Genomic DNA, 25,690 nt, shown 5'->3' on the forward strand with positions numbered 1-25,690 from the left:
GCAGCAGCATTCGGTAGTCGCCGCTGCCTTGGCGGCCTTGGTCCTAAGATAAGATCTACGCCGGAACCGTGCTAGGATGGCCGCCACGCGGCGCGACTTGTCGTGCTTCAAAGCGCCCAGGAACGATTGTCATGCTCAATCCAATCTCCATAATGGCCGACCGGCTCGGCGATTATCTGTCAGAACTCTATCTCCAGTATTTCTCGCATCGCAATCCGGAATATGCGAGTTACATAGGCGGGGCGGCCCGCCTTGTCCTGGAGCGTATCGGCAATTCGAACGCGCTCTATCACAACATCGAGCATACACTGATGGTTACGCTCGCTGGCCAGCAGATCATCCGCGGCCGGCTGCTTTCGGAATCCCTGACTCCCGATGACTGGCTGCATTATACCTGCGCGCTGCTTGTCCACGACATTGGCATGGTGCACGGCGTATGCCAGGGCGACACCGAGGACAGCTTCGTCATTAACGACTCCGGCGACCGCCATACGCCACCGCGGGGCGCCTCCGACGCGGTTCTTGCGCCCTATCATATCGAGCGCGCCAAGATCTATGCGCGCCAGCGTTTTGCTTCCTCGAAGTTCATCAACGAGGAGCGCATTGTCGAGGCGATCGAGATGACGCGCTTTCCGGTGCCGAACGATCCGGCCTACCAGGTCACCAACACCGAGCCGGCGCTGGTCAGGGCCGCGGACCTGATCGGCCAACTCGCTGATCCCTTCTACCACCGCAAGCTGCCGGCGCTGTTTGCCGAGTTCTCTGAGATCGGAATGGTGGAAAAGCTCGGCTGCAAGACCGCCGCCGATCTCGGCGCCATCTTCACCGATTTCTTCACGCTGCAGGTAGAGCCCTATATCGGCGACGCGATCCGCTATCTGGAGCTGACGACCGAAGGCAAGCAGTGGATCGCCAACCTCCACAGCAACCTCTTCCAGTCCGGGCATCGCCCAGCCAGGATCGGGCCGTTCCCCGGCGTGTTGCAGCCGACCTCGGCGAGCCTTTCGGTGTAACTTAAGAGCCCGGGATTGTTTCCTTTTCCACCTGTGCCAAGCCGGCATCCGGCGGCTGTCGACGAAGATGAACGCCGGGTCGAGCTGCCTTGCCACGATCGCGAGAAGGCGAAATGCTCAACATGCCGCATTTGGGGTTCTCGACGGCATTGAGGCTTGCCCGGACCGGAATCCGGACGAAACCCTGATGGCGAACCGGTTGAGATTGGCCGATGAGGTTCGGCTGGCCTGTTAGCTCAGGCCGGAAGGCGAGCTTGGCGCCCGACGCCTGGTACTAGACGAACCGACATGATGATCACCAGCCAGCTTGGCGCTTCTGCCGCCACGCGTTGCGGCGTCCGATATGTCAGTTTTTCCGTCGCGATCCCATGTCGCCTTTTCTCCGAAGCTGACCTTCGCGGAATCTATTGCAATTGTCCGAATCGGGTCATTCTCGTCGGTTGTGGCGTGTCAGTTCACTTTCCCGGACATCTGAGTTCACCGTTGGTGATGCACATCGCAGCGACAGTAAGCACCTTTGCGCTTGCCTTGAAGGCATCCTATTCTGGAGGATAGTAGCCGCTCGTGGGCATAGAATGTCGGTACTGCCTTTCTTAAGAATTTACGCGCCGCTCAACGCGCTGCTGGCTGCGACTGGGCTTGTGGCGGTGGCTGCGCTCACGACACCTGACATGTCCGGACGAAGCAGACTGGCTTTGGCTGCCGTGCTCGCGGTCATTTGGGGCGTCTATCTCCTGGAACTGGCCGAGACGCTGCTCAAGCGCCGGGCGGGAGACGTTCGGGACAGGACGGCGGCAATCGCCATTGATGTGCTCGCGGTTTTGGTTCCACTAGCCGCATTTCTGCTCGTCGGCACGCCCGACCGGAGCCTCTACTGTGCTGTCTGGCTGCTGAAACCGCTGCGCGACTCGACTTTCTTCCCGCTGCTGGGCAGGATCCTGACCAACGAAGCGCGCAACCTGATCGGCGTCACCACGGTCTTCGGCATCGTTCTATTCGGTGTTTCGCTCGCGGCCTATGTCATCGAGCGCGACGTCCAACCGGAAAAGTTCGGCAGCATCCCCCAGGCAATGTGGTGGGCGGTGGTCACGCTGTCCACTACCGGCTATGGCGACGCTATTCCGCAAAGCTTCGCCGGCCGCGTCCTTGCCGGGGCGGTCATGATGAGTGGCATCGGCATCTTCGCGCTCTGGGCTGGCATTCTTGCCACCGGCTTTTACCAAGAAGTCCGTCGCGAGGATTTCGTCCGTAATTGGCAATTGGTCGCCGCCGTGCCGTTGTTTCAGAAGCTCGGCCCGGCCACACTAGTCGAGATCGTGCGCGCATTACGACCTCGTATCGTGCCGGCGGGCGCTGTGATCTGCCGCAATGGCGAGACCGGTGATCAGATGTTCTTCGTCGTGGAGGGGCGCGTCAGCGTCGCGACGCCGAACCCGGTGGAGCTTGGCCCTGGCGCCTTCTTCGGCGAGATGGCGCTGATCAGCGGCGAACCGCGCTCGGCGACCGTCAGCGCCATAACGGTGGTCTCACTCCTGTCGCTGCACTCGGCGGATTTCCAGATGCTGTGCAGCAGCAGCCCGGAGATCGCGGAAATCATCCGTAAGACCGCGCTCGAGCGGCGCGGCGCGGCACCTAAGGGTTGACCGTACTAGGTGTTCGTCAGGAGGAGGATGCGACGGCAAGGCTGCCAATTGCCTGCCGATGGTGAACTACATGGTGCGGCTCTATCGGCCACGCGCGGAGGTTCTGGACGGCACGTGGAAGTTCGGTCATTCAGAGGGCCGCAACTGTGCTTGCGCTATCATATCAGAAAAACCTAATGTAAGCCGCGTCTGGCCGTTGAGCGCACCCGCGGCGCAGTTGGATTGGCCGCTATCCATCGGGTGGGCATGTGGAGCACGCAAAGGGAGGACAAAATGAGACTGGCTAAGTCATTTGCATTTGCTGCTTTGCTGCTTCTTTCCCCTGCATTGTCTGCGGCCGCCCAGTCGGCTCGCGAGGACATCGAAGCGGCGTCGACAAAATTCATGGATGCCTTCAACAGCGGAAACGCGGCAGCGGTGGGTCAGATGTATACGGACGATGCCGCACTGCTGCCGCCCGACAGCAAGCGCATCGATGGCCGCAAGCGCGTGGAAGAATTCTGGCAGGGCGCAATCAAGGCCGGGATGAAGAATCTCACCCTAAAGGCGCTGGAAGTAGAAGGGAGCGGGAATCTCGCCTACGAAGTTGGCGCATTTACGCTCGGTGTGCCGAGCAAAAGCGGCGACCCCTCCACCGTCGCAGGCAAGTACATTGTCGTCTGGAAAAAAGGCGACGATGGGACATGGCGTCTGCATCGGGACATCTGGAACTTGGGTGCGGCCCGATAGGGATGCCGTGACCCCTGAGACCGGGAGGGCGAAGTGTCGGATGAACCAATTACCGTTCTGATGGTCAATGAGTATCCTGACTACATTGATGCACAAGTATGGGCTGCTGAGCTAAAAAGCCGTGTGCCGCAGCTGGAGTTCAGGCTCTGGCCAGACGCCGGGGACAAAAGTGACATAGATGTTGTGCTGATCGACAAGGGCGCCAGTCCTGGCTTTTTTGAGCCATGACGGGGCTAAGCGCCGTCGTCTATTTGGGGGCCGGTGTCGAGGGTATTGATCTTCAGAGCATTCCCAAGAGTGTTCCGCTCATCAAGCTCGCAACCTGGGACCGCATACGCAGCAGGATTGCGTTCGTCATGTCCGGCGCTTTGCCGCGTTCCTTGGCCGCGCTCCCGACACCGCGACGACCGACGACATCCGGCGCTTCCAGCTGTATCAGCACGAGAACGGCGTGGGCCCTGCGACGATCAACGGTGCGGTTTCGGCGCTACGCTTCCTGTTCACGGTGACGCTGAAGCGACGCGATCTGGCGCGTGCGCTGGTGGTCACCCGATATCCGCGCAAGCCGTGGCCGCCACTAGATCCAGATGGTCAGATCCGTAGCTCTCCTCGATAAGCCGGTATTCCTTATCGACGTTGGCGGACTCGTTCTCCATCAATGCGATTTGCGCGTCGCTAAGACCGGATAGCTTTTTCGGCTGCGACGTCTCGGCAAGTTGCGACTGCGGCGTCGCGCCAACCAGGGATTTTGCGTAGTTGACCGAGAACTTGTTCATCGCGATCATCAATTGCGCCGCCTCGATCTGACGAACCGGGGCCAACTTCCGTAGTTCAATGAAACTATTCGTGGCACGAAACGGTCATTGAGCATTTCGGCCACTTCCGGGCAGATTCCTTTCAGCGAGAGTCGAATCGGCATTCCGCAATTTCCAGGACAGAAATCTGGCGGTGTTCTGGCCCACGGCCAAGTGGTGCCGTGCGCGTCTGTTGCTAACACCTTAACCCGCTCCGCCAAGTATTTTTGTGTAACGTCGTTCGCGCTGCCAATCAGGCCAGCAAAGTATCCGACCGGCTCTCGGTCATCCGCCAGCGGCCATCGAAGCGCCTCTTGACTGCGCAGGCTGGACGTCAGGAAGCGGACGTTGCCGTTGTTGGATTCGGTCGAGCACGCGGACACAATTCCGTCCGAATGTCGCCATGCAGGAGCGCGCTCAGGGGGACGCTCACATCCCGCCAGCTACGAAGCACACATCGGCTGCAGATAATGGGTGTCAGCAGAACGTCCGCTTCAGCCAAATGCTTCCCGATAGCGTCGGTTCATTCTCAATCGCCACATTTTCAGATTGGTCCAAGAAGGGCGGCTCTCGCCGCTGCCTGCGACTTCCGAGATCTGCGCTCCCGGCGGCTATGGTGCAACCGTGAACTTCCTAGAGCATTTCAATCAGTTCCCCATACATCGATCAGCATCTTGAGAAATCGCTCTGCCGCCGGCGACAAGGTGCCGCCGCGACGGCGAACCACGCCGATAGTGCGTGATATCTCGGGATTGCGGATGGGGCGGGTAATCAGAAAAGGATGGTCTTCTTGCGGGGTTGCCATTCGTGGCAGCACCGAAATCCCGAGGCCTGCCTCCACCAACCCGAGGGAGGTGGACAGATGCGTTACCTCGTAGAACCAGCGAAGCTTGATGTTCGATTTGGCCAGTGCCGCGTCGAGCAGCGTTCTGTTGCCACTTGATCGATGAACCGTGATCAGATGATAGGGCTCCAACTCCGCCCACTCCACCCATGGTTTTGCTGCAAGCAGGTGATCCTTGCGCGCTGCAAGCACGAATGGGTCTTCCGCGAGCCGCTCGAAGGTCAGGTCCGGATCGGACGTGCCCATGATGTTTATGCCGAACTCCACCTCCCCGCGTGCCACGGCCTGAAGACCGTCGGTCGCCGGCAAGTCCAGGATGCGAAAGCGGATGTTCGGGTACTCCTCATTGAACTGTCGGATGACGGTGGGCAGGAAGTAGAATGCCGCGGTAGGGAGGCATGCGATCGTCACCAATCCGCCTCGATTGGGTCCAACGTCACGGACAGCAAACAGAGAGCCATCGAACTCCTCCAGCATGCGTCGGACGAGCGGCACGAGCTCTGTACCCAGAGCAGTCGCGGATACACGCCTGGTTGTCCGCTCCAGGAGGGGCGACCCGATAACCTGCTCCAGCTTTTGAATGCGTCGACTCAACGCAGGCTGTGAGAGATGCAAGGCGTCGGCCGCGCCATGGAAGCTCTCCAACTCTACGACGCTCAGGAAGGCGCGAAGGTCAAGGATCTCGCAATTAATGCTCATCTTGCATCAATCCCCCGATTCTTAGCATTTCACAAATAAAAGCCTTCTTCCGATAATTGGATCAAAGAGCGCTGATTGATACGGCGGTGACATAATTCCGATGGAAGCACAAGCGATGAACGACCTGTTCGCGATCCCTTGCGTCCTGATGAGAGGCGGCACCTCGAAGGGTCCGTTCTTCCTGGCAAGCGATCTTCCCACGGCTGCCGCGCAGCGTGACGAGATCCTACTGTCCGTCATGGGCTCGGGCCATCCGTTACAGATAGACGGCATCGGTGGCGGCAACCCGGTCACGAGCAAGGTGGCTATCGTCGGACCTGCCAGCATTCCTGGCGCCGACGTGGACTATCTCTTTGCCCAGGTGCGGGTCGATCAACAGATTGTCGACACTTCGCCGAACTGCGGCAATATGCTGGCTGCGGTCGGTCCGTTTGCCATCGAAGCTGGACTTGTCCCGGTTCGTGGAGAAACGACGCTCGTCCGAATCCACAACGTCAACACCAGCAAGCTGATCGAGGCCGAAGTTCCCACTCCAAACGGCAGCGTCTCCTATCTCGGTGAAGCTGCGATTGACGGCGTGCCCGGCCGTGCGGCGCCAATCGCACTGACCTTCATGGACGCAGCGGGGGCCCGTACGGGACAGCTGTTTCCCACAGGCAGACCAGTCGACTTGATCGATGGTGTGGCTGTCACCTGCATCGACTGCGCCATGCCGATGATATTGATCGAGGCAAACTCGATCGGCGCAAGCGGCTTCGAGTCAGCGGCTGAACTGAATGCCGATAGGGAATTGCTAGCGCGGCTGGAAAAGCTGCGCATCGCCGCCGGCGAACTGATGGGCCTTGGAGACGTTTGCAATCAGGTAACGCCGAAGCCGGTGCTCATTTCCCGGCCAACGTCGGGAGGCGATATCAGCGTACGGTATTTTATGCCTCATCAATGTCATCCGTCGCTGGCAACCACGGGCGCCGTAGGGATCGCCACTGCCTGTATCAGCCAGGGCACGGTTGCGTCGCTCCTGATCGGCGTGCGTGCGCCTCCAGTCGTGCTTTCCATAGAGCATCCAAGCGGCCACCTGGACGTCAAGCTGTATGAAAGGGACGGCAAAGTCGTCGCCGGAATCCTTCGCACCGCCCGCCGGCTGTTCGAAGGACATGTATTCGCAAAACCTGTCACGCAACTGGGTTGCGCGGCATAATAACCGTGGCCGCCGGGAGGGCGCCACAAACAGGAGGAGAATATTATGCGCAAGCTCATGCTCGCCCTCGCGGCAACCGTCGCGTTTGTCGGCTCCGCGTTCGCGGAACCGGTCCGCATCAGCGTCGGCTCTTACAATCTCAACAATCTTCCATTTCCGGTCGCCCAGGGGCTCGGCCTTTATGAAAAGGAAGGCCTGGAGGTGACCGTCGAAAACTTCGCATCGGGCGGGTCAAAGACACTTCAGGCGCTTGTTGCCGGCTCGACTGATATCGCCGTCGGCTTCTACGACCATACGATCCAGATGCAGGCGCAGAAGAAGGCCGTCGTGGCCTTCGTGCTACTCGCTCGCAATTCCGGTCTCGTGCTGGCAGGCGGCAGCAAGAGCACGTTCGACCCGGCAAAGCCTGAAACGATCAAAGGTGCGAAAATCGGTATTACTTCGCCGGGCTCGTCTTCCGACTTTTTCGTTCGTTACTATTTGCAACGCCACGGACTGACCGCGGACGACATTTCGCTGATCGGCGTCGGCTCCGGCTCCGCCGCCGTTGCGGCGATCGAACAAGGAAAGGTCGACCTGCTCGTCAACTACGATCCGGCGGCGACCTTCATCGAAGCCAAGGGTGTCGGCAAGATCCTGATCGACGCGCGCAGCGACGAGGGCGCCAAAGCGATCTATGGTGGGATCTACCCGACCTCGGTCCTATATGCCACGCAGAGCTTTATCGAGGCCAATCCGGAAACCATCCAGAAAGTCACCAATGCGACTGTCAAAGCGCTTGCGTGGATGGATAGCCACTCCGCTGAAGAGATCGTCGAAAAGCTGCCGAAGGAGTTTATTTCCGGCGATCGTGACACCTACGTCAAGGCGGTCGAGAACGCGAAAGCGATCTTCTCAAAGGACGGGCGCATCAACGAGGAAGACATCAAGACGCCGCTTGCCGTCCTGAAGAGCTTCAACGAAAAAGTCGCCGCGGCTGAAATCGATCTTGCGAAAACCTACACGAACGAGTTCGTCGGCAAGGTCCCGAACGTCCCCGCCAACTGACAGGAGGAGGTCATGGCATTGGCCGTAGTAAAAACCGCCCCCCCGGCGAACAACCGTCATCAAGCAAAGTCGATGGTTTCCCTCGACGCGGTCACCATGGCCTTCGGTGCCTATGTGGCGGTGCAAGATGTAAATCTGAAGGTCTCCGATGGCGAGTTCCTCGCCATCGTTGGCCCAACCGGCTGCGGCAAGAGCACGATACTCAATGCGGTTGCCGGCCTGCTGAAACCAGCGAGTGGCACCGTATCAATCGATGGTCAGCCGGTGCGCGGGATCCAGAACGACATCGGCTATCTCTTCCAGCAGGATGCATTGCTTCCGTGGAAGACCGCGATCGAGAACGTGGAACTCGGCCCCATGTTCAAGGGTGTCGGCGCTGCCGATCGTCGTGGGCAGTCGATGAGATGGCTGGCGAAAGTCGGGCTCAAGGGCTTCGAGCATCGCTATCCGCATCAGCTCTCAGGCGGTCAACGCAAGCGGGTGCAGATGGCACAGGTGCTGATTACTGGTCCCAAGGTTATCCTGATGGACGAGCCTTTCTCGGCGCTGGATATTCATACCCGCCACCTGATGCAGAATGAGCTGTTGCGGCTTTGGCAGGAGGAGCGGCGCGCCGTTGTGATGATCACACACGACCTGGAAGAGGCAATTGCTCTCGGTGATCGGGTCGTGGTGCTTGCCGCCGGACCATGCTCGCACGTGATCGACAGCTTCCCCGTCGACCTTGAACGCCCGCGCGACGTCGCCGAAATCAAGCTCGATCCACGCTTCATGGATCTTTATCGCAGTATATGGTCGTCCCTGCGCGGCGAAGTGGAGAAAAGCTATGAACGCCACGACTGAACGCTCTATCCAGGCCGCGCTTTTGGTGGCAATTGTCGGCGGCTGGCAGCTCGGTGTTATGGCAGGGGTGATCGACGTCTTCTTTTTTCCGGCGCCGGTGGACATCTTCAAACAGATTGTATCCTGGGTGATAGACGCCAGCTTTTATAGACATGTAGCGATCACTCTGACGGAAACCGTGCTCGGCTATTTGGTCGGAACGGCACTTGGCGTGGCGGCAGGCGTATGGCTCGGTCTCAGCCGTTCGGCCGCGCGCATTCTGGATCCTTTCATCAAGGGCCTGAATGCAATTCCCCGTGTCGTGCTTGCGCCTATCTTCGTACTTTGGCTCGGCCTCGGTCTCTGGTCCAAGGTGGCGCTCGCGGTCACGCTGGTGTTCTTCGTCACCTTCTTTAACGCCATGCAGGGCGTCCGTGAAGTGAACCCGGTGGTGCTATCGAACGCCCGCATTCTGGGAGCCAAGCGGTCCGACTTGCTTCGCCACGTCTACTTCCCCGCGGCGGCAAGCTGGATTCTGTCGTCGTTGCGCACATCCGTCGGCTTTGCCGTCGTCGGGGCGATTATCGGCGAATATCTTGGCGCTTCGGCCGGGCTAGGCTATCTGATCGCTCAGGCGGAAGGCAATTTTGATGCGGTCGGCGTCTTCGCAGGCATCCTGATCCTGGCGATCTTCGTGCTGATTATGGACAGCATCCTGGACGTCGCTGAGAAGCATCTCATCAAGTGGCGACCGAGCGCTACCGAACGGCCTGCATAACGATCATTAGCGGGGACCGAGAAGCCTGTTCACTGGCGTTCTCCCTTTGGCCAAGAAGGGAGAAGCCCACTCACTGGGAGGTATCGACTTTCCAGCCCTCCAAGTTCCGTTCCCCTCAGAGTTGTTTGGGCGGAGCCTACCAGCATAATGGACGGCGATCGGCCGGGTGACGAGTCGGCGGAACAGTTCCCCGAGCACCGGCACTGGAGGAGGAAGGTCGGGCGCGATGACATCCACCTGCTTCCGTCCGGCGCCATGCGGCTGCCCGGCATGACATGCGGATGGTGCCGCAGCGCCCGTTCCGATGAGTGGGAACATAGGTGCAATGCCAGTGCGCGCACCGAGATGCTTGGGATCCGCCCCGATCGTCGGCATCGTCTGCGACGCCCTGCTGGCACAATTCTGCCCTCAGGCGCGAACCGGTTCGCGCCTGAGCGCAGAATACTCATGGTTCAGGGAAGCCTCTATGCGCATAGGAACAACCGCGGCCGGCACGAAGCCGGTCGCGGGTTTGATCTCGGGCGGATGTGATCAGAGCCGCTCAGCCCGGATTTTCAGGATCTGATACAGCATGTTCCGAATTCGCTGCCAAACGGTCAGCCGCTTGGTCATGCCTTCCCCTCCTGTTCATCGCAGATGCCTGGGTTGCGGGTCAGATGATCTGTGCTGCCAACGCCGTACCGACCACCGACGTGCCGACCCCTGCCGTGCGGATGGCTCCCGGCCAGCGCCGAAGTGTCAGGGCGGCCAACGCGCCGGTCGCGTGAAGAGCCGAGGTGGCGACCACGAAGCCAACCGCATAAGCGATGCCGCTGGCAGTCTCGGGAATTTCGACGCCGTGGGCATTGCCGTGGAAGAGGGCGAAGAGGGCAGTCAGCGAGGCAGCCACAGCGAGCGGAGACGGCTTGGCAAGCATCATCATGGCGCCGAAGACTACCAGCGATAGCGCTATGCCGGTTTCCAGTGAGGGCAGGCCGATGCCGGCGATACCGAGCAGGGCGCCAGCGACCATCGCCGAGACAAAGCACGACGGCACGATGATGATCCCCCTGCCGCCGGCGCGAGCGGCAATGATGCCGACAGCCATCATGGCAAGCAGGTGGTCCATACCGGCCAGCGGGTGCTGAAGGCCGTCTACAAACCCATGGGCATGAAAACCGCCGCTATGGGCGAACGCCAATGAGGGGATGAGGGTTGTGGCGGCTGCCAGGGCGAGTCTGCCGAAGAATGAAAGCGTTCTGTTCATGGTTCTGGACCTGTTTGATAGAGGTGCGATCGGTTCAAGGCCGATGCTCATTGTCCGGCCCCTGGCATGGTGAATTGTGCGGCGCCGGACCTGTCGGCCAGAAGCCGCGCCTCGCCGAAGTCGAGGGGGCTTTGTCCCCTGCCGTCATGGTAGACGAAGGCCAGGCGGCGCCGGCGGGACGTCAGTTTCGCGGGCAGCGGGTGATAGGTGACGCCGGCGCCACCAATCAGCGGCATGACGGCGCCGACATCGACCATGTCCTGCGTCTCGACGCGCAGGAGATGCAGCCGCATGCCGTCGGCGGTTTCGCCGACGAAGGGAATTCCGGCGAGGCGCAGGAAACTGGAGGGGTCGGGCGCCCGCGAAAACCCTTCGAGAAACGCGATCTCGACGAGATCGAGATCCGTCGCCCCCGCGTCGGCGGGTTCGGGCGCGAGGTCGTGCGGCAGATGCGGTGTCTGCCATTGCAACGGCTTGCCGGCCGGCCCGTTGTGGCCGACGGGGTGCGGATGGTGATGATGACCGTTCGGCCCGTGATGGTGACCGTCGCCATGGTCATGGCCGTGGTGATGATGATCCTCGTGCATGTCAAAAGCTCGTCGGCTTGTCGATGATGGATTTGTGTTTGCCGAGATTGCCGTGGGCGACCATCGAGCCGAGCGCCTCGACGACCACCCGCACGCCAAACAGCGCCGTGATGTCCGACGTGTCGTAGGGCGGCGACACCTCGACCACTTCCAGTCCGCAGATGCCGGGCGCAGAAACCAGCCCGAGCAGCTTCAGTGCCTCGCGCGGCAGGAACCCGCCGGGCTCCGGCCAGCCCGTGCCCGGCACGAAACCGCAATCGATGCTGTCGACATCGAAGGAGATGTATACGGCGTCGGTGTCCTTCCATGCGAGCTCGAGCGCGATCTCCGCCGCCTTCTCCAGCCCCATCTGTTCGATATCGGAAATCGTCAGCACGTTGGTGCCGCGCTTCCGCGCCTCGGCGACGCCGTAGCGGGGCACCTGCCAGCCGCCGATGCCGAGCTGCACCAGATTGGTGGCCGAGACGTTCGGCAGGTTTGTCGCCCAATACCAGGGCGTCGTGTGCATACGTTCGTCGAGATCCTTTTCCTGGATGTCGATGTGGCGGTCGAAATGGATGATGCCGATGCGCTTGGAGGTCACGTCGGCGATGCCGCGCACGCACGGAAATCCGATCGAATGGTCGCCGCCGAGCATGATCGGCAGCGCCCCAGAAGAGGCGACATGGCTGACGCCCTTGGTGATCTGGTCGAAGCTCTTTTCGAGATTGGCGGGGATGGTGAAGACGTCGCCGGCGTCGCAAAGCGTCATCTGCTCGCGCAGGTCGACACCGAGCTCGTAATTGTAAGGCGTGTAGAGCGCCGAGATGCGGCGAATGCCTTGCGGCCCGAAGCGGGTTCCGGGCCGGTAAGTGGTGCCGCTGTCGAAAGGAATGCCCATGACGGCAGCGTCATACCTGCCGACATCGCGGACGTTCTCGACATAAGGCGCCTTGAGGAAGGTATTGATGCCGGCGAAATGCGGCAACTCGCCTCGCGCGAATGTCGGGATCGACTTGTCGATGATCGAATCCGATCCGGGCAGGCCCATGTCGAGTGCCCATTTCTGTTCCTTGCGCCAGCCATCCTCGGGCAGCTTTCCTTCCGCCTCGATCGACTTCCAGCCCTGCATGTCGCGGATCTCGAAGTTCGGATGGTGGAAGCGTTGGCGTGGCTGGCGGTCGGTGAGCCCGGCGCGGCGATGCCGGCGTTCTGGACTATCTCTGTGCATGAAAACCTCCTTCACGACGCCGTCGTCGCGATTGCGCTATCCAGTCGGGTCGTCCCGACCATCGCGGCCACTTCGGCCACGTCTCGTGCGGAAGCCCGGTTCTTGCGATCGAGCTTCAGATCGTAGGTGATCGTCGCGCCATAGGCGGACGGGAACTGGGGGTCGTGGCGCACCTTGTCGAAGACCAGCACGCGGGTGCCGAGCTTGAATGCCTCGCCGATATCGTGGGTGACCATGACCACGGTCATGCCGTGTTCGGTCCAGAGCTCGGTAAGCAGCTCATGCATCTCGATGCGAATGCCGGGATCGAGCGCGCCGAAGGGCTCGTCGAGAAGCAGGATCTGCGGCCGGCCGAGCAAGGTCTGCGCGATCGCCAGCCGTTGCTGCATGCCACCCGACAGCGAAGCCGGATAGAGGTCGCGCGCATGGGCAAGCCCGACCCGTTCCAGCATGGTTTCGGCCTCTTGCCTGGCGCTTTTGCGCCTGGCGCCGAAGACGCGGCCGAACGGTCCCCCCGAACGGAAGTCCTCGACCAGCAGCAAGTTCTGCAACGCGGTCAGATGCGGAAACACGGAATAGCGCTGGAAGACGATGCCGCGCTGCGGCGTCGGCTCCGGCACGATCGGCTGGTCGCCGACGACGACCACGCCGCCACTTTGCTGTTCCTGGCCAAGCAGGATGCGCAGGAACGTCGATTTTCCACAACCGCTGGCGCCAACCAGCGACAGGAATTCACCCGCTTCGGCGGAGACGTTGACCCGTTCCAGCACGCGGGCGTCGCCGTAGCTCTTCTCCAGCCCATGGACGAGGATCCGGCTCATCTGGTCCGCACCGGATGAGCCCAGGGCGAGATGATGTGAGAGAGCCGCACGAGCAGCCAGTCGGTCATCACCGCAAGCAGCGAGATCCAGGCGACGTAAGGCAGTATGACGTCCATCGACAGATAGCGACGAACGAGGAAGATGCGGTAGCCGAGCCCCTCGGTGGAGGCGATGGCTTCTGCCGCGATCAGGAACAGCCATGCCGGCCCAAGCGCCAGCCGTACGCACGTGATGAGACGCGGCATCACCTGTGGCAGCACCAGCCTGAGCACCATGGTCCAGCTGTTGCCGCCGAGCGTCTGTGCCTTGGCGACGAGCTCCGGCGGCAATTCCATCACCCGGTTGGCGATGTCACGCACCATGACCGGTGCGACGCCGAGAGCGATCAAGGTGATCTTGGCCGTTTCGCCGAGGCCGAGCGCAATGAACAGGATCGGCAGCAGCGCCAGTGGCGGGATGACGCAGACAACTGTGACCAAGGGCAGCAGAAAGGCCCTGACGCGCGGGATGAAACCTATGGCGACGCCGAGGCTGAGCGCCACCAGCGTGGCCATGCCGACTCCGGCGAACAGCCTGATCAGGCTGGCATAGGTGTCGGCCCACAGGATCAGGTCGCCGGAGCGCTTGTCCGGCACCGTCGCCAGGTCTGAAAAGGCCGACCACATCTGTGCAGGGGAAGGCAGCAGCTTGTCGCTGGGATTGACCGCCAGCCTTTGCGCCGAAGCGAAGAGATAGGCAATCGCCACGGCGGCAAACGGCAGCGTCCCAAGCAGCAACGCTCCGCCGCGCGAGACCGTCGCGTTGATGAGACGAAGCCGCGCTTTCGGCCTGCTAAGTTGCAGGCGCGCGACTTCGGGACCCACCGCGGCCTGCATGATGCCGGTTCCTCTGGCTAGCATGTCGCGCTCCCGCGTCAGAGCGTTCCGCCCGCTGCCTCTGCCATAAAGGCCGGATCGAAGCGCAGCTTGACATTGTTGACATCGCCCAGCGTCGAGCTGTCGGGGAAGCTCATGCCGATCACGTCGACGCTTGGCGCGTTGGTACCAAGAATGCCGTGGCTGAACAGGAAGTTGCGCACCAGATCCATGGTCTTCGGCAGTTCGGCGCCGTTGGTGAATGCGACCGCCTTGGCCGGCTCGAAGAACATCGCCGTTGATGCAAGCTGAGCGTCGAAACCGGCAAGATCCGTACCCGACGCCTTGGCCATCTCTTCCTTGGCCGCCTTGCCTTCGGGCGTGCCCGAGGTCATCAGCGCCATGGCTTCATACCATGCACCGACAAGCGCCTTGCCCAAGGCCGGATTGTCCTTCAGCATCGCGGTGTTGACGACCATCATGTCTATGATCTCGCCGGGAATCTCAGTCGAATCAAATACCTTGTGGGCGCCCGGCATGGCGGCGATTTCCGAGACCAGCGGATTCCAGGTGACGACGGAAGTGACATCGCTGGTGCCGTAGGCAGCGACCATGTCGGCATCAGAGGTGTTCACCACCGTAATGTCCTTTTCGGCCAACCCCACCGTCTCCAGCGCGCGCGCAAGTAGGTAATGTGAGACGGAAAGCTCGACGAGATTCACCTTCTGGCCGGCAATATCCTTGAGCGCGGCCTTGTTCTTGAGGATGACCGCGTCGTTGCCGTTGGAGAAATCGCCGACGATCAAGGCCGTCGTGTCGACACCGCCGCCGGCCGGGATCGAAAGCGCATCCATGTTGGTCATCGAACAGCCGTCAAAGCCGCCGGCGGTGTACTGGTTGATGCTCTCGACATAGTCGTTGATGCGGGTGATCTCGACATTGATGCCGTATTTGTCGGCCCATTTCTTCATGATGCCGCTGTCGGAAAGATAGCCCCACGGCATCCAGCCGACATAGATCGACCAGCAAATCTTGAAGTCTTTCTTCGGCGCCGCTTCCGCGGCCGATAGGGAGGGAAGGCTGAGTGAAGCGGCTAGAATGATTGCGGCCAGTTTGCGAAGCATTGCATACCCCTGTTTGCGATCCGGATTGCGTCCGAACGTCTGTTTGGGGGGTTCACGGAGCGCGCATCCGGGAGAGGTTCGCGCCAGCAAACCCGTGCAGGGTTCTCCCGGGATTTTGGCCCGCCGTGTTCCGCCGGATGCCTCAATGCATCTCAAGCGGTCGCGTCTCTTGGACCAGCACCGTGATCGACACGGCCGGAACCCTAGACGCTCTGCACGTGAACAGCGAAGCAAGGGGCGTGCCAGTCTGGAAAGGCGTCCTGAGGCGGCCTTTCCCCGGCTTTGCAGGCAATCGCGTTGTGCTGATGCCACAAAAGTCATCGCAACGCCGACAGATTAGGCAAAGAAAATCTAGCGTCACCAATGTGAGCCTTGTGCCCTGGGGACCTCCGCTGATGGCACCATCCTCTATGGTGGCCCACATACACGCCCAGTAGGGACACGTTCGGGGAGGGCGTGAGCGCGCGGCGGATCCGGATGCCAATTGGCGCCGACCCATGTGACGAGTGCGCCCGATCGTGCAAGGGCAATTCGTGAAATAAGCGCGACTGCAATGATGCTAGGCAAGCCCGATCGCGTGTCGGGAGGCAGTTGTGAAAGTTGCGATCATCGGACCAGGCTCGCTCGGGAAGGCCTTGGCGAAACGTCTTGGCCTCGCCGGGCACGAAATTCGCCTCAGCTTCAGTCGTGACGAAGGCAAGTTGCGCGCAATCGCGGCAACCCTCCATGTTGGCTTCGGTGCCCCTGACGAAGTAGCAAGATGGGCCGACGTAATTGCCCTGGCGACGCCATGGCCGGCTCTCGAGTTGGTGATGGGCGCGCTTGGCGATTTGTCGGGCAAGATCGTCTGGGACAATACCAATGCAGTCGCGCCTGACCTTTCCACGATGCTGCTAGGCACTACGACGTCTGTAGGCGAGGAGGTTCAGAGGCGCGCGCGGGGCGCACTTGTCGTCAAGTGCATTCCGACCTTTGCCGAATTGCTTGACAGGGATGATCCGCGTCTCAACGGGGATCCGGTGACGAGCTATGTCGCCGGCAATGACGCAGATGCCAAGGCGGCGGTTTGCCGGCTTCTCGCCGATCTACCGACAATGCCGGTCGATGTCGGCGATCTCACGGCCTCGCGCCTGATCGAGCCGATGATGCTGCTATTGGTCCAGCTCGCCTATCGGCACGGGATGGGGCCGACAATTTCCTTCAATCTCATTCGACAGGACGGAACCGGTTCATGACTGATTATCTACCCGCGCGGCGCAAGGCGATTCCAGTAGGACGTCTGCTGATCGATGGCCAATGGCGCGATGCCGTCAGTGGCGAGACTTCGACGACTTTTGATCCGACCACGGAGGCGGCGATCACCAATATTGCGAAGGCGGGCGTCACCGATACGAGCTATGCCGTCGCGGCCGCGCAGCGGGCTTTCGAGCAAGGACCCTGGGCGCGGACGCATCATGAGGAGCGTGCCAAGATCCTGTTTCGCATCGCCGATCTGATGGACGAGCGGGCCGAGGATTTCGCGGTGCGCGAGGCGATGGATATGGGTATGCCCTATCGCGATTTCCGCGATATCATCATGCCGCACTGCTCGGGACTGTTCCGCTTTCACGGCGGGCTCGCCATGAGCGCGATGGACGGCGCCTATCGTACCAGCTACGAACCAAATATCAGGATCCTGACCCGGCGTGAGCCGCTCGGCGTGGTCGCTGCGATCACCCCGTTCAATTTTCCCCTCGCGCTGTCCTGTTCGAAAATCGCGCCGGCACTCGCGGCGGGTAACACGGTCGTTCACAAGCCTGCGACCGACACGCCCCTGACGGCCCTCGCCCTGGCGCAAGTCATCCTCGACGCGGGCGTGCCGCCAGGCGTCTACAATCTCCTCACCGGGCCGGGCGGCACCATCGGCGACGCGCTGGTCAACGATGCCCGCGTCGACAAGATCGCCTTCACCGGGTCGACCGCCGTCGGCCAGGGCATCATGCGCAACGGTGCCGGGACGATGAAACACCTGACCATGGAGCTCGGCGGCAAGAGTCCCAATATCGTTTTTGCCGATGCCGATATCGATGCCGCGATACAGGCAGCCTTCTGGGGCATCTTCTGGAACAAGGGCGAGGTCTGCGTCGCCGGATCGCGCCTGCTGGTCGAACGCGCCTGCTATGACGAGGTTGTCGAGAAGCTGAGCGCCATGGCGAAGTCGGCGACGCTCGGCGATCCGCTGGACCCTGCGACCATGATCGGGCCGATCGCGTCGCGCGGCGAGTATGACAAGGTCTTGAGCTATGTCGAAGAGGGCAAGCACACCGCGCGACTGACCGCGGGCGGCGGCACCCGCCAGGTCAACGGCAAGGGCCTCTTCATCGAGCCGACCATCTTCGCCGATGCGACCAAAGACCTAAGGATATCGCGCGAAGAGATTTTCGGCCCCGTCCTGCCGGTGATTCCATTCGACAGCGAGGAGGACGCGATCCGGATCGCCAACGACACCAGCTACGGGCTCGCCTCGGGCATCCAGACCGGCGATCTCGGCCGCGCCTTGCGGCTCGCCGACCGGATCAAGGCAGGCACGGTCTGGCTGAACTGCTGGCACAAATACCATCCTAATGCGCCGTTCGGCGGCTTCAAGATGAGCGGCTATGGCCGCGAGCAGGGCCGCGAGGCATGGGAAAGCTACACCCAATACAAGACGATTTGGGCGAATCTTGGCGAACCAGTCGAGATGGCGCGATGAGCGTGCGCGATTCCAACCCGCTCGACCCGCTGCATCCAAAGCGGGTCGCAATGGTCCTTTCAAACCCGGCTGTGTCAACCACCACAGGCTGGCCGGTCGGGTTTTGGTGGAGCGAGTTAACTCATCCCTGGCTCGCCTTCACGGAGCGCGGATACGAAGTCGCGATCTTCTCGCCTGAGGGCGGCAAATGCGAGGCGGATGCGTTGAGCGACCCGCGTGATCCGTCCGGCTATTCGGATACGGATCTGATCTCGCTCGGTTTCCTGTCGACGCCGAAACTGGCGACGCTGGTGGAGACGACCCGGCCCATTGCAGAGCTGTCGGTCGACGCGTTCGACGCGATCGTCGTCGCTGGCGGCCAAGCGCCGATGTTCACCTTCCAAGGTGCGACTGAGTTGCAGCGGCTGTTCGTCAACTTTTTCGCGGCCGGCAAGGTCGCGGCCGCCTTGTGTCACGGCGTCGCGCTGCTGCGTTACGCGCGCCTCTCAACCGGCGAGCTGCTGGCCAAAGGGCGCACTGTTACGGGGTTCGCCAACGTCGAGGAGGACTTCGCCGACAATGCCGTCTGGGAGATGGGTGCGCTGCCGCACGGTACGCACCTGATGCCATGGCGGATCGAGGATGAGATGCGTGCGCTCGGCGCGAACTATGTTCAGGCCGGGCTGTGGCGCGATTTTGTCGTGCGCGACGGCAATTTGATCACCGGCCAGCAGAACTTCTCCGGAGCGGCTACCGCCCGTCTTGTCATCGAGGCGCTCGGTGGCTGAGGACCAAAGGCCGCTCCTTCGGTGAAGTTCGAGAGTCAAACTCGCCGTCAGGACGGCGATGCCAAACGACGTGGGCCCAATAGGATCCGGGGTCCGTCCAAGAACTCCACGTCAAACAACCACTATCAGCAGCGAGGATGAACCATGGCCGTAGTGACGACACTTGATATTGCCGGCCTGACGGCCGAAGATTATAGCCGCATCCTCGATCGGATCGGCGTGGAGAAACGGCCCGCTGGCGGCATCTACCAGCACATCGCGCATGCCACCGACGATGGCTATCGCATCATCGAGATATGGGACGACAAGGCAGGCCTGGAACTCTTCTTGCAGGACACATTGTTTCCCGCCGCACAGGAACTGCAAATTCAGCGTGAAATGACCATTATGATCCAGACACTGCACAACATCTTTGTGCCCCGGATTGGTGAACTGACTGCGCTGGCAAACGATGCGCCTGGTGGACCATTCAAACGGGCCAAAGTGTAGACGTCAAGGATCGAGGATGCGGCGATCGATCATCGAAGTCCTGCAGGAACTTGCGTCCGGACGCCCGGTACAACGATGGTGACCGCGGCAAGTGCAAAGAGGTTGTTCTTTCCTGCCGGCGACTATCGCCATGCGCCGGCCGGAGTCGTTCAGCTGCGTGTGATTCGCAGCGGTTCATCCTATGCAGAGATCGATCTTGGCCGCGGGCTGCGGCGCGTCTTCACCCGCCCCGGCGACCTGCTGCTCAGCCTTCCCGAGCGTGCCACGCGGTTCAAGATCGAGGAGCCGCGCGAGCTGACGATGATCACCGTTGACTCCGCTCTGGCGTCAAGGCTCCTGGTATCCGCAGGCGGGACCCCCGAGGACCTGGTAATCCTGACCGATCGACCGATACGCGATTCGCTGGTGGCCGAGTTGTGCCGACGCCTCGAAGGCGACCCGCCAGCCAACCCCATCGTCCGCGAATGGACGCTGGGCCTGGTTTTCGCGAACCTGCTCCGTCTCGGGCATGCACGTCAGCGGCAGCAGAAGTCTCCGGTCCTAACCTCGCAGCGGTTCGACCGGGTTCTCGCTGCGATTGACGGCGATCTGGAAAAGGGGGTGTCGATCGACCATCTTGCCGGAATCGCGGGAATGCCACGACGCGCCTTCACCGCCGCCTTTCGCGAGGCGACGCAATTGCCGGTACATCAATTCATTTTACGCCGCCGCGTTGATCGCGCGGTCGAGCTTTTGGAAAATAGCGATCTGCCGCTGGCCGAGATTGCTCAGCACGCGGGTTTCACTCACCAGGCCCATATGAATCGCGTCGTGACCCGATTGAAAGGGCTGTCGCCAGGCCGGCTGCGGTCTCGCAGGCGCGAGGGCTGACTTGTGATCTATTCCAGCATCAGGATTCGAATGGCGGAGACGTGATTTGCTGAAACGTCCGTTGGCTAAAATGCCCGACAGTTTGCGTGCAGAGCTCGAGGCCGCAAATCTGATGCCTGCTTTCAAGCAACGGCCTCCCTATCAGCGTAATGATTACTTGCATTGGATCGAGCGCGCCCGTCACCCGGAAACACGCCGAAAGCGCATAAATCAGATGATTGACGAGCTTACGAAGGGAGGAATCTACATGGGCATGCAACAAGAGCTGGTATCGCCGCGAAGCTAGCAGATCGGTCAACGATCATTTTCCAATCCGTGGCTTATCGAGATCGGGTGCTTTCCGGATTAATCTTCATCGGTTTCCCCGCGCTTTTGCGCAGAGGATGCAGAGAGCCAATAGTGATAATCGAACCTATCCTCCATTTTCGTTTGCGGCAGGTGGCCTTATGATCGTGACATCGCAGACCAACAACGTGCTCGGTAGCACGTCGGGAAGGTGGCGCGTCTGGTCGCTCTCGGACGGTTACATCGAGATGCCGGCAGACCTTCTGCGGGACCCGCAGGACAATCCGGTGCCGCAAGCTGCGCAGGCAGGGGCGCTTCGCCTGTCTGTCAATTGCTTTGCGCTCGCAGGTCCAGGCGTTGACGGCGTTCTGATCGACAGCGGAGGAGGGGGTTGGGCCCCGACAGTGGGGTGTCTTGAGCAGGCCATGGCGGAAGCCAAGATCGACCCGGCTTCGATCACGGTCTTGGCGCTCACCCACGCCCATCAGGATCATGTGCACGGACTTTTGACCCCCGACGGCCGAGTGCTCTTTCCAAACTTGAAGGCGATCGTAATTCCCGAGGCGGCTGTGGAGGGCTTTTTCGCTTACGCGCACCTTGCGCAGTTCCGGCCCCTGCTGAAGCCCGGCCAGAATGGCGACCAGGTGGGTGAGCGATTGAGGGCGGTCGCCCTGCCCGGTCATGCTGCCGGTCATACCGGCTACGCGTTCGACACGGACGAGGACCGTTTCCTATTCTTCGGGGACATCGTTCATGTGCCGGCCTTGCAGTTCGGCAATCCCGCGTTCAGTTGGGGCTATGACGACGATCAGCTGACCGCGCGCACAACCCGCCTAAAGGTTTTCAGTGACGCGGCCGAGGCGGGGACGTGGATCGCCGGCGCGCACCTTGGCTGGCCGGGCATCGGTCGCGTGGTGCGTCAGGGCGAGGCATACGGCTATGAGCCGGCTCGAGCGATGCCGCCGCGTTCAGAGTGATACCGCATCTTTCCTGTCGCGCCATGCCTTGGCTAAACCTCGATCCCTGGCCATGAAGTGCTCTATCACGGAGGAATGGGGCCTTATGGGACCGGAGACGTCTTTGCCTGGCTCCAGCGCAGGACTTCAGCATATGTGACCAGCCCCCGATGCACCGCAGCCGAAAGCTCTTACGTCACCTTCACGGGTTTGTCGTCCTCAAGTGCGCCATATGTTCGACTGGTTGATTGTCGCGGAACTATACGGAAAGGTTTCTGATTTTGGCACACGAAAAAAATCAATTAAATCAGCGGCAGCGGCACATCGTCCGGCCCACCAAAGTATTCTTGATCCACTGGCGGCCGATCGACGCCTGAGGCTTACCGGATCGGCGTCTCGCCGCGAAACAGCGGCTGGTGCGCCCGCATCAAGGCGGCGATCCGGTCAGCGACTTTCCGTACCGGCGGGGAGTGACGTTCCTCGTGATGGGTGACGATCCATTGGTCGGTTTCGAGTTCGGGGATAGGCTGAGCGACGCGAACCAGCCGCGGATCGCCGTCACCGACGAAGCACGGAAAGACCGAAAGGCCGGCGCCGGCGGCCACCAGTTCACGCACCGAATGGGTGTTGTTGCCGCGTACGGCGATGCGGTCGCCGTGATGGGCTTGCAGCCAGCGCGCCGAGGCAATGTTTGCGCCTTCGCCGGTGACGCCGACGAACAATCCGGCGGCGATGCCGTTGATCAGGTGGCGTCCGGAATAAATGGCGTGGGCGACCTTGCCGCTCTGACGGCCGGCCAGCCACTGCTCGGTCGGGCGCTTGCTGCGGATACCGATGTCGGCGGCACGCCGGCCGATGTCGACCCGGTCGGTGGTGGTGACAAGCTCCACCCTTATGCCGTCATCGACCGTCCAGATCTCGCCGATATGGGCGGAAACGAAGGCCGAGGTCCATGGCCCGGCCGAGATGCGGACAATGCGGTCGGGCAGATTTCCCTCGCGCCAGCGGGTCAGCGACTGCATTGCCGCCTCGACGTCTTCGGCGCGCCGCAGCAGTTCTTCCCCGACCGGGGTCAGCCGATAGCCGGTCTGCTGGCGCACGAACAGAGGTCCGCCGATCTGCTTTTCGAGCGCGGTGACGCGTCGTCCAAGGGTGGCTGCGCTGAGGCGCGTGGTTCCCGTCGCTGCGCTCAAGCCACCCAGCCGCGCAACGTCGAGAAACAACCTGAGATCGTCCCAGCCGATATCCATTTTGCAGAAATGAAAAACTCCTTGCGACCGTGGCTGTAGCGCGAAGCGAGCACCACGCGCAAGTATGGAGGCGTTGGACAATCCTGCCTGGCGGGGCGTGACAAGCGCCTCGGCTGGCCAAGAAGCGAACTCAACCCTTTCGATCGCGCATGCGATTGGCGCAGATGCTTTGCGCTTTCGATCAACCCAGGCGCGCGGGCATTCTGCGGGCCAAAGGAGACGATCATGTTGGATGAACTTCGATACCGTTTCGCCCGCTGGATTGCCTATCGCCAGACGCTTGCGAGCTTGAGGCAGGCCCGGGACAGCACACTGGCGGATGCCGGCATTTCTCGCGAAGAGATCCGCGAGCGTGCCCGCCGCGCCAGCTTGCGTCGTTGAGGAACCGGGCATGCAGATGATGATGCTTTGGGATGGCCGCTCGGTACCGCGCATCGGCATCGGCACCTGGGCGGCGGGTGGCCCCGCGCGCTGGCGTGACACGGCGACAGTCTATGGCGAGGTCGACGATGTCAGGTCGCAAGCCGCGCTGGCGATGGCCTATGAGATCGGGGCGCGGGTGTTCGACACGGCTGCCGCCTATGGCGCCGGCAATGCCGAACTGATCCTCGGGCGGGCGTTGAAGGGTAAGGACGAAGCCGTCATCGTCACCAAGGTCGGCTATTTCGGCGATCCCGAAACGCGCAAGATCGCACCCGAGGATGCCTCTGCCGCGGCGATCCGGACATCGATCGACAATTCGCGGCAGCGCCTGCAGCGCGATTGTATCGACGTCGTGCTGCTACATATCAACGAGTATCCGATCGAGCGCGCCGGCGAGGTGTTCGATACGCTCGGCCTGTTGCGCCAGGAGGGCAAGATCGGCGGCTTCGGCTGGAGCACCGATCACCGCGAAAGGCTTGCCGCCTACGCGCCGCGCGAGGGGTTCGTCGCCGTAGAGAACGACTTCAATGTGTTTACCCCGGCGAACGAGCTGATGGCCGTTGCGGCGCGCGAGAACCTCGTCTCGTTCAGCCGGCTGCCGCTGGCAATGGGGCTGCTCACCGGCAAATACACGCCGGCCATGCGGCTGCCCACCAACGATGTGCGCGGCGGGAATGCCGAATGGATGGTGTTTTTCAGGGATGGCGCCGCCAACCCGCACTATCTGTCAAGGCTCTCGGCAATCCGCGACCTGCTCACCTCGGGCGGTCGCACGCTTGCGCAGGGCGCGCTCGGCTGGATACTCGCCAAGTCGGCAATCGCCCTGCCGGTTCCCGGCTTCACGCGGCCCGAGCAGGTCGAGGACAATCTCGGCGCGCTGGAAAAAGGGCCGCTGCCGGCAGCGGTGATGGCCGAGATCGACACCGTGCTGAAAATTGCCGAGACTGCTTAGAGTGTGGCGAATCCGAAATTGGCATTGGCGATAAGCGGCCAACTTCGATCTGTCGGATGTCCGCCGGTATCGCATCTTCCTTGGTCAAGCTTCCGTGGCGCAATTGAACAAAGACGGAGCGGCGGACACGACTCGAGTCGAAGGTCCGCCGCTCCGGTTTTTAGATCAAAGAGTGGTGCTGCCACGGAAGATGGGTGGCGAGCTGCGCTTGAGCTGCGCCGTCGACCGCGTCGCTGTCGAGAGAGAGCGACCCGGTTGAGCTGTCAAAGATGATGTGGTGGGAACCATCATCGGTGGCCGTATCAGCAGGGGAAGCATGCAAAGAAAGCCCACCCGACTTAAGCTCGGTAAGAGCGGCTTGATCGAGGTGGAGCTTGTCCTGGAGCTTGCTGAAGTCGAAGGCATCGTTGCCTCCGTGACCGGACATGATCTCGGCGGCGGCGCCGTTCTTTGCCTGGGCGCCGACATTTTCATCGGGCTGGACGGTTTGCGCGAACCCGTGGCGGATCAGGCTGGTAGCCGTCTTGTCGGATGGGTCGTTGGTCGGGAGAAGCTCCGAGCCCGCCGAAAGAGAATGGCTCAACGCAGCCAACAGGCGGCCAACGCCGCCGTCCTCGCTTACCTTGTCGCCGGCATTATCGTGGTTGGTGTCCGTCGTACTGCCGTCGCCGGCGAGGAGGTGCGAAAGCGCGGTCTTGCTATCACTGCCATCGCTGGTGGTGGCGCCGGAGGCGGCGGTGTCCGTCGAACTGCTATTGCCAGCGAGGAGGTGCGAAAGCGCGGTCTTGCTATCACTGCCATCGCTGGTCGTAGCGCCGGAAGCAGCGGTCGGAGTCGAAGTGCTGTCGCCGGTGGCGTCATGGGAAGGGGCAGTCACAGTCGAACTGCTATCGCTGGTGGCGGTGTCGGAAGGGGGTGTCGCGGTAGCACTAGCGTCGCTGGTGGCGTGGGAAGGGGCAGTCACAGTCGAAGTGCTATCGCTGGTGGCGGTGTCGGAAGGGGGCGTCGCGGTAGCACTGGCGTCGCTGGTGGCGTGGGAAGGGGCCGTCGCAGTCGAAGTGCTGTCGCCGGTGGCGTCATGGGAAGGGGCAGTCGCAGTTGAACTGCTGTCGCCGGTGGCGTCATGGGAAGGGGCAGTCACAGTCGAAGTGCTATCGCTGGTGGCGGCGTCGGAAGGGGGTGTCGCGGTAGCGCTGCCGTCGCTGGTGGTGGTGTCGGAATGTTCGGCTCCGGTGGTAGCGAGGTTGTGCTCCCGGAAAACGGCTTGCAGTTCGGACGAGCTTTCAAGCGCGGTGTCGCCGTTCTGCGTTCCCCATTTATAGGTGTAGTCGAAGCCGGGCGTCGGCACCAGTGCGGCCCAATGATCGATCATGGTTTGCATCTGTTCGGGGGTGGGCATGACCTGTCTTCCGCCGTCGGAAGTCTCCCAGTTACCGCCGCCGAAGGCCTGATAGACCGGAACGATGTTGTTAGCCGGGATGCCGGATTTCACCGCTGCAGCCACGGCTCGATCGATCATGTCGTAGTCGACCGTGTCCGTTCCCGTGCGCACCGGATA

Annotated in this window: 27 protein-coding genes, 2 pseudogenes and 1 riboswitch; of the genes and pseudogenes, 18 read left to right on the forward strand and 11 right to left on the reverse strand. The window is 61.5% G+C overall.

What is annotated here, in order from left to right; translation table 11 throughout:
- The first annotated feature begins 131 nt into the window (after positions 1 to 131).
- From NKI95_RS30035 to NKI95_RS30055, 5 genes and pseudogenes are all read left to right on the forward strand, one after another.
- A complete protein-coding gene (locus NKI95_RS30035; protein ID WP_352721380.1) occupies positions 132 to 1,013 on the forward strand; it encodes a metal-dependent phosphohydrolase in 882 nt (293 codons plus the stop codon).
- A 575-nt stretch (positions 1,014 to 1,588) separates the two neighbouring features.
- Positions 1,589 to 2,656, forward strand: a complete 1,068-nt coding sequence (locus NKI95_RS30040) for a cyclic nucleotide-gated potassium channel (protein WP_352721426.1) — start codon at positions 1,589 to 1,591, stop codon at positions 2,654 to 2,656.
- A gap of 273 nt (positions 2,657 to 2,929) precedes the next feature.
- A complete protein-coding gene (locus tag NKI95_RS30045) occupies positions 2,930 to 3,385 on the forward strand; it encodes a YybH family protein (protein ID WP_352721381.1) in 456 nt (151 codons plus the stop codon).
- A 33-nt stretch (positions 3,386 to 3,418) separates the two neighbouring features.
- Positions 3,419 to 3,613 carry a hypothetical protein gene (locus NKI95_RS30050; protein ID WP_352721383.1) on the forward strand — a complete coding sequence of 65 codons (195 nt, stop codon included), beginning with the start codon at positions 3,419 to 3,421 and terminating at the stop codon, positions 3,611 to 3,613.
- 91 nt (positions 3,614 to 3,704) lie between these two features.
- Positions 3,705 to 4,001: pseudogene (locus NKI95_RS30055) on the forward strand (phage integrase N-terminal SAM-like domain-containing protein); the annotation flags it as partial.
- Here NKI95_RS30055 and NKI95_RS30060 read toward each other — a convergent pair.
- Positions 3,931 to 4,206, reverse strand: coding sequence for a plasmid partitioning protein RepB C-terminal domain-containing protein (locus NKI95_RS30060; RefSeq protein ID WP_352721385.1), 276 nt, complete (start codon positions 4,204 to 4,206; stop codon positions 3,931 to 3,933). The pseudogene NKI95_RS30055 and the gene NKI95_RS30060 sit on opposite strands and share 71 nt — an antisense overlap.
- A 616-nt stretch (positions 4,207 to 4,822) precedes the next feature.
- Positions 4,823 to 5,722: a LysR family transcriptional regulator gene (locus NKI95_RS30065; RefSeq protein ID WP_292661417.1), complete on the reverse strand. Its 900-nt coding sequence runs from the start codon at positions 5,720 to 5,722 to the stop codon at positions 4,823 to 4,825.
- Positions 5,723 to 5,837: 115 nt separating this feature from the next.
- Between NKI95_RS30065 and NKI95_RS30070 the strand changes: the two genes are divergently transcribed.
- From NKI95_RS30070 to NKI95_RS30085, 4 genes are read left to right on the forward strand one after another with little or no spacing between them, the layout of a single operon-like run.
- Entirely contained in the window at positions 5,838 to 6,920 is a 1,083-nt protein-coding gene (locus NKI95_RS30070; RefSeq protein WP_352721387.1) for a 4-oxalomesaconate tautomerase, read from the forward strand.
- A 45-nt stretch (positions 6,921 to 6,965) separates the two neighbouring features.
- The gene (locus NKI95_RS30075; protein WP_352721389.1) at positions 6,966 to 7,967 is read left to right on the forward strand and encodes an ABC transporter substrate-binding protein; all 1,002 of its coding nucleotides are present in this window, start codon (positions 6,966 to 6,968) and stop codon (positions 7,965 to 7,967) included.
- Positions 7,968 to 7,979: 12 nt separating this feature from the next.
- Positions 7,980 to 8,810: an ABC transporter ATP-binding protein gene (locus tag NKI95_RS30080; RefSeq protein WP_352721391.1), complete on the forward strand. Its 831-nt coding sequence runs from the start codon at positions 7,980 to 7,982 to the stop codon at positions 8,808 to 8,810.
- Complete coding sequence (locus NKI95_RS30085; RefSeq protein WP_352721428.1) at positions 8,794 to 9,567, forward strand: ABC transporter permease; 774 nt, start codon at positions 8,794 to 8,796, stop codon at positions 9,565 to 9,567. The genes NKI95_RS30080 and NKI95_RS30085 overlap by 17 nt, the downstream gene beginning before the upstream one ends.
- A gap of 132 nt (positions 9,568 to 9,699) precedes the next feature.
- Here the strand turns inward: NKI95_RS30085 and NKI95_RS34555 are convergent.
- The 7 genes and pseudogenes from NKI95_RS34555 to NKI95_RS30115 all read right to left on the reverse strand — a co-directional run.
- Positions 9,700 to 9,954: pseudogene (locus NKI95_RS34555) on the reverse strand (IS91 family transposase); the annotation flags it as partial.
- Positions 9,955 to 10,219: 265 nt separating this feature from the next.
- Entirely contained in the window at positions 10,220 to 10,813 is a 594-nt protein-coding gene (locus NKI95_RS30090) for a HupE/UreJ family protein (protein ID WP_352721392.1), read from the reverse strand.
- A gap of 47 nt (positions 10,814 to 10,860) precedes the next feature.
- Positions 10,861 to 11,400, reverse strand: a complete 540-nt coding sequence (locus NKI95_RS30095; RefSeq protein ID WP_352721394.1) for a hypothetical protein — start codon at positions 11,398 to 11,400, stop codon at positions 10,861 to 10,863.
- Between the two features lies 1 nt (position 11,401).
- The gene (locus tag NKI95_RS30100) at positions 11,402 to 12,610 is read right to left on the reverse strand and encodes an agmatinase family protein (RefSeq protein ID WP_352721395.1); all 1,209 of its coding nucleotides are present in this window, start codon (positions 12,608 to 12,610) and stop codon (positions 11,402 to 11,404) included.
- An 11-nt stretch (positions 12,611 to 12,621) separates the two neighbouring features.
- Positions 12,622 to 13,431 carry an ATP-binding cassette domain-containing protein gene (locus tag NKI95_RS30105; RefSeq protein WP_352721396.1) on the reverse strand — a complete coding sequence of 270 codons (810 nt, stop codon included), beginning with the start codon at positions 13,429 to 13,431 and terminating at the stop codon, positions 12,622 to 12,624.
- Positions 13,428 to 14,306, reverse strand: a complete 879-nt coding sequence (locus NKI95_RS30110) for an ABC transporter permease (protein ID WP_352721430.1) — start codon at positions 14,304 to 14,306, stop codon at positions 13,428 to 13,430. The genes NKI95_RS30105 and NKI95_RS30110 overlap by 4 nt, the downstream gene beginning before the upstream one ends.
- Before the next feature lie 38 nt (positions 14,307 to 14,344).
- A complete protein-coding gene (locus tag NKI95_RS30115) occupies positions 14,345 to 15,409 on the reverse strand; it encodes a putative urea ABC transporter substrate-binding protein (RefSeq protein WP_352721398.1) in 1,065 nt (354 codons plus the stop codon).
- 102 nt (positions 15,410 to 15,511) lie between these two features.
- Positions 15,512 to 15,627: riboswitch (guanidine-I (ykkC/yxkD leader) on the reverse strand.
- A 375-nt stretch (positions 15,628 to 16,002) separates the two neighbouring features.
- On the opposite strand from NKI95_RS30115, the gene NKI95_RS30120 reads away from it, so the two are divergent.
- The 7 genes from NKI95_RS30120 (at position 16,003) to NKI95_RS30150 (ending at position 21,528) form a co-directional block, all read left to right on the forward strand.
- On the forward strand, positions 16,003 to 16,644 hold the full coding sequence (locus tag NKI95_RS30120) for an NADPH-dependent F420 reductase (RefSeq protein ID WP_352721400.1): 642 nt from the start codon (positions 16,003 to 16,005) through the stop codon (positions 16,642 to 16,644).
- The gene (locus NKI95_RS30125; protein WP_352721402.1) at positions 16,641 to 18,140 is read left to right on the forward strand and encodes an aldehyde dehydrogenase family protein; all 1,500 of its coding nucleotides are present in this window, start codon (positions 16,641 to 16,643) and stop codon (positions 18,138 to 18,140) included. Before NKI95_RS30120 ends, NKI95_RS30125 begins: the two co-directional genes overlap by 4 nt.
- Complete coding sequence (locus NKI95_RS30130) at positions 18,137 to 18,907, forward strand: type 1 glutamine amidotransferase domain-containing protein (protein ID WP_352721404.1); 771 nt, start codon at positions 18,137 to 18,139, stop codon at positions 18,905 to 18,907. The genes NKI95_RS30125 and NKI95_RS30130 overlap by 4 nt, the downstream gene beginning before the upstream one ends.
- 144 nt (positions 18,908 to 19,051) lie before the next feature.
- A complete protein-coding gene (locus tag NKI95_RS30135) occupies positions 19,052 to 19,396 on the forward strand; it encodes a hypothetical protein (RefSeq protein ID WP_352721406.1) in 345 nt (114 codons plus the stop codon).
- Positions 19,397 to 19,471: 75 nt separating this feature from the next.
- Positions 19,472 to 20,266 carry a helix-turn-helix domain-containing protein gene (locus NKI95_RS30140; protein ID WP_352721408.1) on the forward strand — a complete coding sequence of 265 codons (795 nt, stop codon included), beginning with the start codon at positions 19,472 to 19,474 and terminating at the stop codon, positions 20,264 to 20,266.
- A gap of 46 nt (positions 20,267 to 20,312) precedes the next feature.
- A complete protein-coding gene (locus NKI95_RS30145) occupies positions 20,313 to 20,552 on the forward strand; it encodes a YdeI/OmpD-associated family protein (protein WP_352721410.1) in 240 nt (79 codons plus the stop codon).
- Between the two features lie 160 nt (positions 20,553 to 20,712).
- On the forward strand, positions 20,713 to 21,528 hold the full coding sequence (locus NKI95_RS30150) for an MBL fold metallo-hydrolase (protein WP_352721412.1): 816 nt from the start codon (positions 20,713 to 20,715) through the stop codon (positions 21,526 to 21,528).
- A 359-nt stretch (positions 21,529 to 21,887) separates the two neighbouring features.
- Here the strand turns inward: NKI95_RS30150 and NKI95_RS30155 are convergent, their stop codons facing one another.
- The gene (locus NKI95_RS30155; RefSeq protein WP_352721414.1) at positions 21,888 to 22,757 is read right to left on the reverse strand and encodes a LysR family transcriptional regulator; all 870 of its coding nucleotides are present in this window, start codon (positions 22,755 to 22,757) and stop codon (positions 21,888 to 21,890) included.
- A gap of 225 nt (positions 22,758 to 22,982) precedes the next feature.
- Between NKI95_RS30155 and NKI95_RS30160 the strand changes: the two genes are divergently transcribed.
- Both NKI95_RS30160 and NKI95_RS30165 read left to right on the forward strand, forming a co-directional pair.
- Positions 22,983 to 23,138 carry a YjiS-like domain-containing protein gene (locus tag NKI95_RS30160; RefSeq protein ID WP_352467081.1) on the forward strand — a complete coding sequence of 52 codons (156 nt, stop codon included), beginning with the start codon at positions 22,983 to 22,985 and terminating at the stop codon, positions 23,136 to 23,138.
- A gap of 10 nt (positions 23,139 to 23,148) precedes the next feature.
- Entirely contained in the window at positions 23,149 to 24,132 is a 984-nt protein-coding gene (locus NKI95_RS30165; protein WP_352721416.1) for an aldo/keto reductase, read from the forward strand.
- Between the two features lie 160 nt (positions 24,133 to 24,292).
- Here the strand turns inward: NKI95_RS30165 and NKI95_RS30170 are convergent.
- On the reverse strand, positions 24,293 to 25,690 hold a 1,398-nt coding region (locus NKI95_RS30170; RefSeq protein WP_352721418.1), incomplete at its 5' end, for a hypothetical protein.

The organism is Mesorhizobium sp. M0306 (assembly GCF_040321655.1).
Taxonomy (GTDB): Bacteria; Pseudomonadota; Alphaproteobacteria; order Rhizobiales; family Rhizobiaceae; genus Mesorhizobium.

Coding starts and splice junctions, on each gene's coding strand:
- NKI95_RS30075 (WP_352721389.1), top strand. CDS start 6,966: ATGCGCAAGCTCATGCTCGCCCTCGCGGCAACCGTCGCGTTTGTCGGC.
- NKI95_RS30105 (WP_352721396.1), bottom strand. CDS start 13,431: ATGAGCCGGATCCTCGTCCATGGGCTGGAGAAGAGCTACGGCGACGCC.
- NKI95_RS30115 (WP_352721398.1), bottom strand. CDS start 15,409: ATGCTTCGCAAACTGGCCGCAATCATTCTAGCCGCTTCACTCAGCCTT.
- NKI95_RS30155 (WP_352721414.1), bottom strand. CDS start 22,757: ATGGATATCGGCTGGGACGATCTCAGGTTGTTTCTCGACGTTGCGCGG.
- NKI95_RS30045 (WP_352721381.1), top strand. CDS start 2,930: ATGAGACTGGCTAAGTCATTTGCATTTGCTGCTTTGCTGCTTCTTTCC.
- NKI95_RS30140 (WP_352721408.1), top strand. CDS start 19,472: ATGGTGACCGCGGCAAGTGCAAAGAGGTTGTTCTTTCCTGCCGGCGAC.
- NKI95_RS30095 (WP_352721394.1), bottom strand. CDS start 11,400: ATGCACGAGGATCATCATCACCACGGCCATGACCATGGCGACGGTCAC.
- NKI95_RS30150 (WP_352721412.1), top strand. CDS start 20,713: ATGATCGTGACATCGCAGACCAACAACGTGCTCGGTAGCACGTCGGGA.
- NKI95_RS30070 (WP_352721387.1), top strand. CDS start 5,838: ATGAACGACCTGTTCGCGATCCCTTGCGTCCTGATGAGAGGCGGCACC.
- NKI95_RS30135 (WP_352721406.1), top strand. CDS start 19,052: ATGGCCGTAGTGACGACACTTGATATTGCCGGCCTGACGGCCGAAGAT.
- NKI95_RS30080 (WP_352721391.1), top strand. CDS start 7,980: ATGGCATTGGCCGTAGTAAAAACCGCCCCCCCGGCGAACAACCGTCAT.
- NKI95_RS30040 (WP_352721426.1), top strand. CDS start 1,589: ATGTCGGTACTGCCTTTCTTAAGAATTTACGCGCCGCTCAACGCGCTG.
- NKI95_RS30130 (WP_352721404.1), top strand. CDS start 18,137: ATGAGCGTGCGCGATTCCAACCCGCTCGACCCGCTGCATCCAAAGCGG.
- NKI95_RS30065 (WP_292661417.1), bottom strand. CDS start 5,722: ATGAGCATTAATTGCGAGATCCTTGACCTTCGCGCCTTCCTGAGCGTC.
- NKI95_RS30035 (WP_352721380.1), top strand. CDS start 132: ATGCTCAATCCAATCTCCATAATGGCCGACCGGCTCGGCGATTATCTG.
- NKI95_RS30090 (WP_352721392.1), bottom strand. CDS start 10,813: ATGAACAGAACGCTTTCATTCTTCGGCAGACTCGCCCTGGCAGCCGCC.
- NKI95_RS30125 (WP_352721402.1), top strand. CDS start 16,641: ATGACTGATTATCTACCCGCGCGGCGCAAGGCGATTCCAGTAGGACGT.
- NKI95_RS30165 (WP_352721416.1), top strand. CDS start 23,149: ATGCAGATGATGATGCTTTGGGATGGCCGCTCGGTACCGCGCATCGGC.
- NKI95_RS30085 (WP_352721428.1), top strand. CDS start 8,794: ATGAACGCCACGACTGAACGCTCTATCCAGGCCGCGCTTTTGGTGGCA.
- NKI95_RS30160 (WP_352467081.1), top strand. CDS start 22,983: ATGTTGGATGAACTTCGATACCGTTTCGCCCGCTGGATTGCCTATCGC.
- NKI95_RS30110 (WP_352721430.1), bottom strand. CDS start 14,306: ATGCAGGCCGCGGTGGGTCCCGAAGTCGCGCGCCTGCAACTTAGCAGG.
- NKI95_RS30100 (WP_352721395.1), bottom strand. CDS start 12,610: ATGCACAGAGATAGTCCAGAACGCCGGCATCGCCGCGCCGGGCTCACC.